The organism is Fodinicola feengrottensis (assembly GCF_010993775.1).
In the GTDB taxonomy this organism is placed as follows: domain Bacteria; phylum Actinomycetota; class Actinomycetes; order Mycobacteriales; family HKI-0501; genus Fodinicola; species Fodinicola feengrottensis.
This window is the reverse complement of sequence record NZ_WOTO01000014.1, coordinates 138,267-148,044: the sequence shown is the minus strand read 5'-3', so window position 1 is coordinate 148,044 and position 9,778 is coordinate 138,267. Positions and strand designations below refer to the sequence as shown.

Here is a 9,778-nt window from a genome sequence, read left to right as displayed (position 1 = left end):
CCGCTCTTACGCCGCGCGCCTCGACGGGGATGAGCGGCTTTTCGGCGCGTACCTTCAACTCCTGCACCGCCCAGGTGTTGCCATCGGGGTCGGCGAAGCCGAAGAAGGTGCTGCCGTCCTGGTCGCCGAACGAGGTCAGCTCGCTGGCCTGCACCCCGCGTTCGACCAGCTCGGCACGCGCCGCGGCGGCGTCGGCGACGCACAGTTGCAGGCCCTTGAGAGAGCCGGGTGCCATCTCGCGCTGGGGTGGCAGGTCACCGAAGACGATCGAGCAGCCGGATCCCTTCGGGGTGAGTTGCACGACGTGCATGTGTTCGTTCGTGGTGTCGTGGTCGAGGTCGAAACCGACCTGGTCGCGATAGAACCGCACCGCCCGGTCGATGTCGCTGACCGGCAGGATGACGACCTCAAGTGTCCAGTCCATGTTCCTTCTTTTCCTTTCTGTCGGCCGCCAACGGCGTCCGCGGCAGGGTGAGCGCAGGTGTGGGGCGCGGGAAGCAGCGTACGAGCAGACCGGCCAGCTCGGCCGAGCCGTTGAGACGCAGATCGCCGGTCGCAACCGCGTCCTCAAGCGAGCGGCCGCCGAAAACGACCGACCGCAGAGTCGGCGAGTCCGCGTCGATGATCACGTCCGGCCGCGAAGCGTCCCCACGATCGACGGCAAAACGCCCATCGGCGATCTCCGCGTGAAAGCGATCATCGTCGAACCGCAGCTCGCATCGCACCGCAAGGTCACCCGCGATCGCCGCGTCGAAGGTGGTGACCAGCGCGAGTACGAGGGCGTCGACGCTCAGGTCCGACGCCGTCGGTGCGGCGTCCAGCGGGATCCGGCTGCCCCACCTGCCGATCGCAACAAGCACCGACTTCAGCTCGGCGCCGAGCTCGGTCAGCTCGTACACCCGGATGCTGGCCGGCGGACCTAGCTTGCGCTGCCGTACCAGGCCGATGCGCTGCAGCTCGCGGAGTCGCTGGGACAGCACGTTCTGGCTCATTGCCGGCAGCCCGCGACTCAGGTCGGTGAACCGTTTGGGTCCGAACACCAGCTCGCGGATCACCCGCAGCGTCCAGCGCTCTCCGATCAGGCCGAGAGCCCGCGCGATGCCGCACGGGTCGTCGTACGTCCGCTCCCCTTTCACTCCTCTATCATAACTGATCACTTGCAATCTCGCACTTGTTACTCCTAATCTAGGAGTAACAAGACCGCTTCGACAAGTGAGGACCGTGACGATGGCGACCTTCATCCTCATCCCGGGCGCCGGCGGCGCCGCTTACTACTGGCATCTGGTGGTGCCTGAGCTGCGTGAGCTCGGCCACCAAGCGATCGCCGTCGACCTGCCGGGCGCGGACGAGTCGGCCGGCCTGCCCGAGTACGTGGACCTCGTGGTCGAAGCCGCCGCCGGCCAGCAAGGTCTGGTCGTCGTCGGTCAGTCGATAGGCGGATTCACCGCTCCATTGGCCTGCGCCCGGCTGGACGCCAAGCTGTTGGTGCTGGTCAATCCGATGATCCCGAAACCAGGTGAGACCGCCGGCTCATGGTGGGCGAATACCGGCCAGGCCGCGGCCGCGGCCAAGAAAGCGTCACAAGACGGCCGAAGCGCGGACTTCGATCTGCGCGAGGACTTCTTCCACGACGTACCGGCCGATGTCACCGAGCGCGTCTTCGCCGGCGGAGAGCAGCCGGAGGCGGACGTGGTCTTCGGCCAGCCGTGGCCATTGGACGCCTGGCCGGACGTGCCGACCAGGGTTCTCCAGGGTGTCGATGACCGGCTCTTCCCACTGGAGTTCCAGCGCCGCAACGCCAAGGAGCGACTCGGCCTGGACGTCGACGAAATGCCTGGCGGGCATCTGCTCGCCTTCAGCCAGCCCAAGGAGCTCGCCAGCCGCCTCGACGCCTACTGGCAAGCCACCCACTGAGTCAGCAGACGCGATCGGCGACGCGGACCGTGCCGGGGGTGCGTACGACCGCGTTCTGGCCGAAAATCAGACCGGCTTCGGTGCGCCGGGTACGGCCGAGGGTACGCAGCGGCTCACGCCCTTTTTCGGCGGTCGCTGGCTGGTCGACGGTCGTGACAACACAGCGGGCGCAGGGCTTGACGATCTCCAGCCGTACCTCGCCGATCGGCAGGTCGACGACCTGGTCCTCGGTCCACGGCCGTCGCCAGCCGTCGACCACGACATTCGGCCGGAAACGATCCATCGGCAGCGCCTCGTCCAGCTGCGCGTTGAGCGCGTCCAGCGACGCTGTCGAGGTCACCAGAATCGGGTACCCGTCGGCGTAGCGAACCTGCCCGCCACCAACCGTGGTGTTTTTCGCGTCATATCGGGCGGAAATCGTACGAGCCGGACCTCGGTCCCGAGGAAGTCGGAGAACCAACTGGCTACCTCGTCGCCCTGGTCGACGCCGGTGCCGGTCCATTTCCACACCGTCGCCAGACGTTGCGGCCCGTCCGTGGTGAAGGTCACCATCAGATCGTCGTGGCCGGGCGCGGTGAGTCGCAGCTTGCCCTCGGCGAGGCCGTCCAGCGAAGGCTCGATGAGCGCCATTCGGGGGGAAACTCGCGCTGAGTCAGGAACTTGCCGTCCGGCCGGATGATCAGGAATTCGCGGTCATGCGCTGGCCCGTACGCGGAGATCGCCAGTTTGTCGACCTCGGTGCCCGCGCAGCCTTTGATCGGATAGGCGTGCAGCGACCAGACCCGCGCCGCGAAGGTGTCCACCATCGTTGTACGTTAACCGGCCGACCGACCGCGGGCGCAGCAGATTTCCGGACGTCACCTGCCGTAAAACCGCCAAAGGCACGAAGCGTGGTCGCTTCGTGCCTTCGACAGCAGTGAAAGAAGGATCGATCACCGCCCGTTGCCGGAAGTCCGGTCTCCCGACCGGCGGTGCCGATGAAGTTCTTGGTCAGTCGCCAGTGCGCTGGTGCGGGATCCCCGCAAGCAGTGCCCGGACCTCGGACTCGCGGTAGCGGCGGTGGCCGCCCAGCGTGCGGATCGCGGAAAGCTTGCCAGCCTTCGCCCACCGGGTGACCGTCTTCGGGTCGACCCGGAACATCGTCGACCTCGGCCGGAGTCAGCAGCGCCTCGGACTCAGGAATTCGTGTAGCCATCGGGTTTCCCCCTCGCTCGTTCGCCCCGTGGTGGGATAGCTCACTGGCCGCCACCGGGGTTGCCAGCTGCGACTTACCTCTCGTCGCACTGATGCAAGTGTCCGACTTCTCCGTTCTGTACGGGCATGGCCCAAGCGGGCCCGATTTACTGACCAAAAGTATGAGCAGATCACGGAACGGCCACGAAACGTTATGCGACGACAGCCGAACGTGACGTTTTCGCAGGGTACAAACGATTTCCCTGGCGACCGAAGTCATTTTTCTCCGGCGAATTTAAGTCACATTTAACGGACCTGGAGTAATTCCGGCAAACCGTCAGTTGGCCCGTTCGGCGAGGTGGATATCCCGCCATCGGGTACTTACTCGTTCGTACGCCTTCGCTGCCGCCTCGCTGTCCGAGTTGCCCAACGCGGTCAGCACCTCGGCCACGTCCTCGGCGGCGGAGAAGTCGTGGATGAGCGTGTCGTCGTCGAGCAGATGCACCAGGCCGCCGTAGTCCAGCTCGACCAGCGACCGCGGGTGGAACTCCTCCAGCCAGCGGGCCAGTCCCTCGACCGCCTCGACCACGCCGACCTCGCCGAGGGTCCGGCGCAGGACCGAGAGAGTACGGGCGCCGCGGCGGCGAGCGTCGGACATGTCCGCCCGCCCGGTAGCGGAGCGCGCGCTTACCTGGCTCCAGCACGACGAGTCGCTCGGCCGGGGTGAAGAGACAGAACCAACGGACCGGCACGGCCCAGGTGGCGGACAGCACGTGCTCGCGGTGGTCCGGTCCGGCGGCGGCCCGCTCGGTCTCGATCGTCTCCCGCGCGTCGGCCATCAGCGACGGCGGCACCAGCGCCTCGGCGACCACCGGGGCGAGGCCGTCCACGGCCGCGATCGCGGCGCGGCGTCGGCCATCCGCAGCCGCAGCGACCACGGGCTGAGCACGGGGACGCCGTCCAACTGCGCGACAAAGGCGTGGTCCAGCTGCTCGCCGGTCGGAATCCGCAGGCCCACCACCGACGGCAGGCTGAGCGACCGCTCGACTTCCAGGGCTTCCTCGACCTCGGGGGGACCGCGCCGGAGTCCAGGTACGAACGCCATCGCCGCTGGTCGGCGGGCGAGAAGGCCGCCAGCGGTTCGTAGATCCGCAACTGGGCGGTGTACGGCGGCGGCACGCCCAGAATCTTGCCACGACCTGCGGCGGCGGACTAACGCACCATCTCTCGTGCATCCCGGCGGGTGGTATGGGGCGGGTGAGCCGGCGGCGGGCAGGGCGGCGGAGTTCTATGGTGATCTCGTCCCGGCAGATCCCGCCGGGCGTCCGTAACCGACCCGTAGAGCCTCACGAGGGCCGGCTGGTCGTTGCACGCAGGGAGCCACAGCATGGGCGTCTTCTCCACCGAACTGGGCGGTGTGTCCGCACCCACCGACCACGAACAGGTCGTCTTCTGCCACGACCGCGGCACCGGGCTGCGGGCCATCATCGCGATCTACTCGACCGCGCTCGGGCCGGCCCTGGGTGGCACCCGCTTCTACCCGTACCAGACCGAACAGGCCGCTATAGACGACGTGCTTCACCTGTCGAAGGGCATGGCGTACAAGAACGCCCTGGCGGGGCTGGACCTCGGCGGCGGCAAGGCGGTCATCTGGGGCGACCCGGCCAAGGTCAAGACCGAAGCCCTACTGCGTGCGTACGGCCGCTTCGTCTCGACGCTCAACGGGCGCTACTACACCGCCTGCGATGTCGGCACCTACGTCGACGACATGGACGTCATCGCCCGCGAGTCCCGCTTCGTGACCGGCCGCTCCGCCGAGCACGGCGGCGCCGGCGACTCCAGCGTCCTCACGTCGTACGGCGTCTTCCAGGGCATGCGGGCGGCGGCGGCACACCGCTGGGGTGAGCCGACCCTGGCCGGTCGCAAGGTCGGCGTGGTCGGCGTCGGCAAGGTCGGCCGGCACCTGGTCGAGCACCTCATCGACGACGGCGCGACCGTGGTGGTCAGCGACGTGAACCCGGCCGCGGTGGCCGCCATCCGGGCCCGCTTTCCCAGCGTCACCGCCGCTGACGACCTGCTGGACGAGAAGCTGGACGTGTACGCGCCGTGCGCCCTCGGCGACGCCCTGAACGACGACTCCGTACCCCGGCTGAGCTGCGAGATCGTCTGCGGCGCTGCCAACAACCAGCTCGCCCACGAAGGCATCGACAAGGTGCTGGCCGACCGTGGCGTGCTCTACGCGCCCGACTACTGCGTGAACGCCGGTGGCGTGATCCAGGTCGCCGACGAGATTGAGGGCTTCTCGTTCGAGCGGGCCAAGGCACGGGCCGAGAAGATCTTCGACACGACAGCCGCCATCCTGCGTACGGCCGACACCGAGGGCATCACCCCGGCCGCCGCCGCCGACCGGTTGGCCGAGCGCCGGATGGCCGACGTGGGCCGGCTGCGCGGCATCCTGCTTCCTTCCTGACCCGTGCTGAGCGTCCCTCGATGCAACATCGAGGGACGCTTATTTCGCTCGACGGGGTGTCGCGCCGCCGTCAGAATCAGCCAGCCATGAGCGTATATCTGGTGACAGGCGTGTCCGGGTCTGGCAAGTCGACCCTCGCGCAGGCCCTCAACGACCGCGGCATCGCGGCAATCGACACCGACGAGGACCAGGAACTGGCCCGCTTCGTCGACGCGGCGGGTGCCGTCGTACGCCGTCCTGACGAACCTGATCGCGAGTGGCTGGCCGCGCACCACTGGGCCTGGAACCCCGCGCGGCTCGACGAGTTGCTCGCCGCGCACCGCGACGAGACGCTGTTCCTGTGCGGCAACGCGGACAACGCGACCGACTTCGGGGACCGCTACGCCCAGGTGTTCCTGCTGGCGGTCGACGAGGTCACGATGCTGCGGCGGCTGGCCGATCCGAGCCGTACGAACGACTACGGGCTGGTCGGCGACACCGGGGAGCTGGTGAAGCGGTGGCGGCCCGGGTTCCAGCGCCGGCTGCTCGCGGTTGGCGCGATCCCGATCGACGCCAACGCTCCACTGCCCACCGTGATCGACAGCCTTCTCGGGCATATTTATTAACTCAGTAACATTGTTGTACGAGTCAGTGGCCGCCCGAGGACGAGAAGCGGGCTGGGTGAACTCGCCCGGATCTGAGGTTTCCGCCGGTCACCCCAGGCCCGTACGGGCGGATTCGAAGGTGACCACCGTCGCTTCGGACCCTAAGCGGCCAGTCGGGATGTCAACGCGCGCGCGCTCGGGGTACGGTATAGACACGAGTGATGCCATCTGAAAGGGGCCGCTGGTCGGCCCCATACTTCTGTTTGAGGGGGTCGAGCCATGGGGCGCGGCCGAGCAAAGGCCAAGCAGACGAAAGTCGCGCGAGAGCTGAAATATAGCTCGCCGAACACCGATCTTGAGGCGTTGCAGCGTGAGCTGTCCAACGGTGACGACGGTGGCGGGCGTGGCGGGTCCCAAGACGAGTCGGATGACGCCGACGACGATCGATGGGCCTCCTCAGACCGTTGAGTGACTGACCGGTTCCGGCCGGTCAAGAATGCTGAACGGGTTCACTGATGGATGAAAAGACGACAGGCGCAGTGCTTCACGGCGATGCACCTGTCGTCTCTTCTGCCATGTCACAACGGCAGTGTCTGCGTTCGTACTAGTCGACGGCGTCGTCGCCCAACTCACTCAGGGCGACGGTCGCCGTCTCGACGAGCCTGCGTAGCGCCACAGAGCTGGCGCACAGGTCGAATCCGTCGGTGCCACCGAACCGGATCTCGACCTCGTCGCTGTACCTGTGAACGAGACACTCGATGCTGGTCTCGTCGTGTCGCATCGCCCAGGCGCTCACGTATACAAACGTGTCATCGTGCTGCCCTCCCCCGGCTCACCAGGTTTCCCAGTGGTGGTGGTCGGCAAGGACCGGCCGCGGCTGGTGAAGGTGCTGGAGGGCCGATCCAGCCTGTCCACCGAGGAGCTGGAGGCGCTGGTCGACTTCCTCGGCGCCCAACCGGACCGCCGCGCCGAGATCCTGCTGCTGGGCATCGACGCCCGCAAGCGCTCCGGCCCCAGCCCGTACACCGACCTCGCCCCAGGCTCCTTCCAACGCCTCGCCCAACGAGAAGCCCTCGCCAGCGACATCTGGGCGTACGAGCGCGGAGTCTTCCCGGCTTACCTCCAGTCACCTGACTACGTCGAGGCACTTATGGACGCGGCGGACGGGATCTGGTGGGAGTCATCGGACTCCGAACGGGCGAAGCGGGTCGCCTTCCGACTCGAGCGGCAACGAACCGTCTTCCATCCGGAGCGGCCAAAGCAGGTCGACGTCTTCTTCAGTGACGACACGCTGATCGCCGAGGTCGGTGGGCCTGACGTGATGCGGCGGCAACTGCGACACGTCCTGACGGCTGGTTCAAGAACACTCGCAGCAGCGGCGGAAGCGACAACTGCGTCGAGGTTCGGCTCGCCACCGACGAGGTCGGCGTACGCGACTCAAAGAACCGGACGGCCGGCGCCCTGCACGTCACCCTCAGCTCCTGGGGGCACTTCACCACGGCCCTGAAATCCAACCGCCTGACCGCCTGACATTCAGTGCGGCACGGCCGTCGACTCCGTCTCCTGGCTGACCCGGCTCATTCACGTCACGACCCTCGGCTTGGCCGCGGTCCGCCAACAGAAGTAAGGCTACCCTTATCGAGCGGCGGGCCTTACGATGACGAGGCGGACAACGTCGGGAGGCTGTTATGCCGGAGCGTTTTTCCGAGGTGTTGCGGGCAGCGATCAGGCAGGTGCACGAGCAGGCCAACGGGGCCGCGTACATTGGAAAACTGCTGTCCGGAGAATTGGCGTTGGCCGACTTCGCGGAGCTGGCTACGCAGCACTATTTCCTTTACACCGCACTGGAAGAAGTGGCCGATTCGATGCGGCACGACCCTGTGGTCGGACCGTTCGTCATCGACGGGCTACGGCGCGTACCAGCATTGGCCGAGGATTTGGACTTCTTACTCGGCCCGCACTGGGCAACGACCATAGAACCCAACGCTGCCACCAAAAAAACTACTGCCAGCGGTTGCGTACGGTAGCGCGGCGCTGGCCGGGCGGATTCGTCGCTCATCACTACACCCGCTATCTCGGCGACATCGCCGGCGGCCAGGTTATCCGGGCCAAACTCCGGACGCAGCACGGGATCACCGGCGCTGGCGCGAAGTTCTATGCTTTCGACACTATTGGAAACACGGTGTTGTTTCGCCGGCATTATCGGACCCTGTTGGATTCCACCGGCTGGGACGAGCTCGAACGCGCCCAGGTGATCGCCGAGACGAAATACGCTTTCGCGTTGAACGAAGCCGTTTTCGCCGAGCTGGACCGGGACCTGGCCGGCTAGCCGACTCGCTCCGCCGGCGACTTTTCCCGCGAGCGTACGAATGCACCCGCACTGCGCAGCGCAGTCGCGGCTTCCGGGAGAAACGACCAAAAAGAAGTGAAAAGTGTGCGTCGGCACCGGATAAAGCTCCAGGCGTACGTCCACACCACACTCGGTCGCCCGGTCGGTCAGCATGCGGGCATCTTGCAGCATAGTGTCGCCCGTCGCGGCCTGGACGAGCATGGGCGGCAAACCGGTCAAGTTGGCGTGCAGCGGACTCACCCGCGGATCGTCGATGGGCACACCGCCCAAATAGGAGTCGACATAGCCGGTCACCAACTCCCGGATAGGGACCGCTGTTCGCGCTGACGATGGCATTCGGCTGGGCATGGTCAGGTCGAGCCACGGACACAGCAAAACAGCGGCCGACGGCAGCGGGATTCCCTCGTCGCGCAGCCGGATCATCAACAACAGAGCCAAACATGCGCCTGCGGAATCCGCGGCGACGACGACGACGAGCTGGTCTGGCTTATGGCTGGTCAGAAGCCAGCGATAGACCGAAACCGCGTCATCCAGTGCGGCCGGGAAGGGATGCTCCGGCGCAAGCCGGGTAGTCGGGAATCACAGCGGTCGTCCCGGTTTCGGCGATCAATGCCGCCACCAGCGCCCGATAGCCAAAAGCCGATCCCAGCACGAAACCGCCGCCATGCAGGAAAAGCAGCTCGGTCGTGCCGGCCGGCAGCGCCGGGGTGAGGCGCAGGCCGGGCACGCCACCGGCGCTGACCGGCAGCACTTCCACGTCGGAGGACAACGGAAACTGCGCGTGCATCCGCTCGTTTGCCGCTCGTACGGCGCAAAGATCGCCGGCGTCCCGGCCAGCGGCGACGATCGGGTCGAGCAGAGTGACCATCCGGGCGTCCAGCTCGCCGCCAACCGCACGAGTCGCTTTCAGACCGCGATCAAGCTCGGCGAGCACGGTGCGCGCGGAGTCCAGGAGCGCCTCACCGGCCAGTGTCAGCTCGACGCGGTGGGTCGAGCGATGGAAAAGCTGACAGCCCCACCACCCGCTCCAGCGACCGGATCTGCCGGCTGAGCGCGGGCGCCGACACGTACGTAAACGCTCGGCGGCGCGGGCGAAATTGAGATTGTCGGCGACCGCGACAAACGCCCGCAGGTGCTTCAGGTCGACGGCGTCGGCGCCGGGCGCGAAGGGCAGGACAGCGGGCGGCTCTGGCATGGGAGCCAGTATCGCCCATCGCGCGGCCGGCCGGTCTTGCGTTTCCGGTACGACTGCCGTGCCATCGACACCTTAAGGGAACACGTGTCCCG

General features: G+C 66.9%; 15 protein-coding genes and 4 pseudogenes. 8 read left to right on the top strand and 11 right to left on the bottom strand.

All coding sequences use genetic code 11. The features are described from left to right. Both GNX96_RS15575 and GNX96_RS15570 read right to left on the bottom strand, forming a co-directional pair. On the bottom strand, nucleotides 1-424 hold a 424-nt coding region (locus GNX96_RS15575; RefSeq protein ID WP_163568632.1), incomplete at its 3' end, for a VOC family protein. Further along, the gene (locus GNX96_RS15570; RefSeq protein WP_279580446.1) at nucleotides 408-1,136 is read right to left on the bottom strand and encodes a winged helix-turn-helix transcriptional regulator; all 729 of its coding nucleotides are present in this window, start codon (nucleotides 1,134-1,136) and stop codon (nucleotides 408-410) included. The genes GNX96_RS15575 and GNX96_RS15570, both read right to left, overlap by 17 nt. Before the next feature lie 91 nt (nucleotides 1,137-1,227). Here GNX96_RS15570 and GNX96_RS15565 point away from each other — a divergent pair, with 91 nt between their 5' ends. Beyond that, on the top strand, nucleotides 1,228-1,914 hold the full coding sequence (locus tag GNX96_RS15565; protein WP_163568631.1) for an alpha/beta fold hydrolase: 687 nt from the start codon (nucleotides 1,228-1,230) through the stop codon (nucleotides 1,912-1,914). A gap of 1 nt (nucleotide 1,915) precedes the next feature. Here the strand turns inward: GNX96_RS15565 and GNX96_RS15560 are convergent, their stop codons facing one another. The 6 genes and pseudogenes from GNX96_RS15560 to GNX96_RS15535 form a co-directional block, all read right to left on the bottom strand. Then, nucleotides 1,916-2,254, bottom strand: coding sequence for an MOSC domain-containing protein (locus GNX96_RS15560; protein ID WP_163568630.1), 339 nt, complete (start codon nucleotides 2,252-2,254; stop codon nucleotides 1,916-1,918). After that, nucleotides 2,251-2,544: an MOSC N-terminal beta barrel domain-containing protein gene (locus tag GNX96_RS15555; protein WP_163568629.1), complete on the bottom strand. Its 294-nt coding sequence runs from the start codon at nucleotides 2,542-2,544 to the stop codon at nucleotides 2,251-2,253. The genes GNX96_RS15560 and GNX96_RS15555 overlap by 4 nt, the downstream gene beginning before the upstream one ends. After that, on the bottom strand, nucleotides 2,466-2,720 hold the full coding sequence (locus GNX96_RS15550; protein WP_163568628.1) for an MOSC N-terminal beta barrel domain-containing protein: 255 nt from the start codon (nucleotides 2,718-2,720) through the stop codon (nucleotides 2,466-2,468). The genes GNX96_RS15555 and GNX96_RS15550 overlap by 79 nt, the downstream gene beginning before the upstream one ends. Before the next feature lie 184 nt (nucleotides 2,721-2,904). Beyond that, nucleotides 2,905-3,109, bottom strand: a pseudogene (locus GNX96_RS15545) (BldC family transcriptional regulator). A gap of 315 nt (nucleotides 3,110-3,424) precedes the next feature. Continuing rightward, complete coding sequence (locus GNX96_RS15540) at nucleotides 3,425-3,745, bottom strand: hypothetical protein (RefSeq protein WP_163568627.1); 321 nt, start codon at nucleotides 3,743-3,745, stop codon at nucleotides 3,425-3,427. A 180-nt stretch (nucleotides 3,746-3,925) separates the two neighbouring features. Continuing rightward, nucleotides 3,926-4,192 carry a hypothetical protein gene (locus GNX96_RS15535; protein ID WP_163568626.1) on the bottom strand — a complete coding sequence of 89 codons (267 nt, stop codon included), beginning with the start codon at nucleotides 4,190-4,192 and terminating at the stop codon, nucleotides 3,926-3,928. A gap of 282 nt (nucleotides 4,193-4,474) precedes the next feature. On the opposite strand from GNX96_RS15535, the gene GNX96_RS15530 reads away from it, so the two are divergent. The 3 genes from GNX96_RS15530 (at nucleotide 4,475) to GNX96_RS15520 (ending at nucleotide 6,609) form a co-directional block, all read left to right on the top strand. Then, entirely contained in the window at nucleotides 4,475-5,557 is a 1,083-nt protein-coding gene (locus GNX96_RS15530; RefSeq protein ID WP_163568625.1) for a Glu/Leu/Phe/Val dehydrogenase dimerization domain-containing protein, read from the top strand. 86 nt (nucleotides 5,558-5,643) lie between these two features. Then, the gene (locus tag GNX96_RS15525) at nucleotides 5,644-6,162 is read left to right on the top strand and encodes an AAA family ATPase (protein WP_163568624.1); all 519 of its coding nucleotides are present in this window, start codon (nucleotides 5,644-5,646) and stop codon (nucleotides 6,160-6,162) included. A 258-nt stretch (nucleotides 6,163-6,420) separates the two neighbouring features. After that, on the top strand, nucleotides 6,421-6,609 hold the full coding sequence (locus GNX96_RS15520; RefSeq protein ID WP_163568623.1) for a DUF3073 domain-containing protein: 189 nt from the start codon (nucleotides 6,421-6,423) through the stop codon (nucleotides 6,607-6,609). Between the two features lie 136 nt (nucleotides 6,610-6,745). Here GNX96_RS15520 and GNX96_RS15515 read toward each other — a convergent pair whose 3' ends face one another. After that, complete coding sequence (locus GNX96_RS15515) at nucleotides 6,746-6,937, bottom strand: hypothetical protein (RefSeq protein WP_163568622.1); 192 nt, start codon at nucleotides 6,935-6,937, stop codon at nucleotides 6,746-6,748. Between GNX96_RS15515 and GNX96_RS52110 the strand changes: the two are divergent. From GNX96_RS52110 to GNX96_RS52100, 4 genes and pseudogenes are all read left to right on the top strand, one after another. Continuing rightward, a pseudogene (locus GNX96_RS52110) lies at nucleotides 6,884-7,444 on the top strand (Scr1 family TA system antitoxin-like transcriptional regulator); the annotation flags it as partial. The gene GNX96_RS15515 and the pseudogene GNX96_RS52110 sit on opposite strands and share 54 nt — an antisense overlap. A 107-nt stretch (nucleotides 7,445-7,551) precedes the next feature. Further along, nucleotides 7,552-7,671 (top strand): annotated as a pseudogene (locus tag GNX96_RS15510) (DUF397 domain-containing protein); the annotation flags it as partial. 158 nt (nucleotides 7,672-7,829) lie between these two features. Continuing rightward, nucleotides 7,830-8,168 carry a biliverdin-producing heme oxygenase gene (locus tag GNX96_RS52105; RefSeq protein ID WP_279580445.1) on the top strand — a complete coding sequence of 113 codons (339 nt, stop codon included), beginning with the start codon at nucleotides 7,830-7,832 and terminating at the stop codon, nucleotides 8,166-8,168. Continuing rightward, nucleotides 8,156-8,470 carry a biliverdin-producing heme oxygenase gene (locus GNX96_RS52100; RefSeq protein ID WP_279580444.1) on the top strand — a complete coding sequence of 105 codons (315 nt, stop codon included), beginning with the start codon at nucleotides 8,156-8,158 and terminating at the stop codon, nucleotides 8,468-8,470. The genes GNX96_RS52105 and GNX96_RS52100 overlap by 13 nt, the downstream gene beginning before the upstream one ends. Before the next feature lie 156 nt (nucleotides 8,471-8,626). On the opposite strand, the pseudogene GNX96_RS63620 reads toward GNX96_RS52100, so the two are convergent. Both GNX96_RS63620 and GNX96_RS52095 read right to left on the bottom strand, forming a co-directional pair. Continuing rightward, nucleotides 8,627-9,025: pseudogene (locus GNX96_RS63620) on the bottom strand (alpha/beta hydrolase fold domain-containing protein); the annotation flags it as partial. After that, a complete protein-coding gene (locus tag GNX96_RS52095; RefSeq protein ID WP_279580443.1) occupies nucleotides 9,018-9,686 on the bottom strand; it encodes a LysR family transcriptional regulator in 669 nt (222 codons plus the stop codon). The pseudogene GNX96_RS63620 and the gene GNX96_RS52095, both read right to left, overlap by 8 nt. Between the last annotated feature and the right edge of the window lie 92 nt (nucleotides 9,687-9,778).

Coding starts and splice junctions, on each gene's coding strand:
- GNX96_RS15525 (WP_163568624.1), top strand. CDS start 5,644: ATGAGCGTATATCTGGTGACAGGCGTGTCCGGGTCTGGCAAGTCGACC.
- GNX96_RS52105 (WP_279580445.1), top strand. CDS start 7,830: ATGCCGGAGCGTTTTTCCGAGGTGTTGCGGGCAGCGATCAGGCAGGTG.
- GNX96_RS15555 (WP_163568629.1), bottom strand. CDS start 2,544: ATGGCGCTCATCGAGCCTTCGCTGGACGGCCTCGCCGAGGGCAAGCTG.
- GNX96_RS15540 (WP_163568627.1), bottom strand. CDS start 3,745: ATGTCCGACGCTCGCCGCCGCGGCGCCCGTACTCTCTCGGTCCTGCGC.
- GNX96_RS15535 (WP_163568626.1), bottom strand. CDS start 4,192: ATGGCGTTCGTACCTGGACTCCGGCGCGGTCCCCCCGAGGTCGAGGAA.
- GNX96_RS15530 (WP_163568625.1), top strand. CDS start 4,475: ATGGGCGTCTTCTCCACCGAACTGGGCGGTGTGTCCGCACCCACCGAC.
- GNX96_RS15550 (WP_163568628.1), bottom strand. CDS start 2,720: ATGGTGGACACCTTCGCGGCGCGGGTCTGGTCGCTGCACGCCTATCCG.
- GNX96_RS15520 (WP_163568623.1), top strand. CDS start 6,421: ATGGGGCGCGGCCGAGCAAAGGCCAAGCAGACGAAAGTCGCGCGAGAG.
- GNX96_RS15565 (WP_163568631.1), top strand. CDS start 1,228: ATGGCGACCTTCATCCTCATCCCGGGCGCCGGCGGCGCCGCTTACTAC.
- GNX96_RS52095 (WP_279580443.1), bottom strand. CDS start 9,686: ATGCCAGAGCCGCCCGCTGTCCTGCCCTTCGCGCCCGGCGCCGACGCC.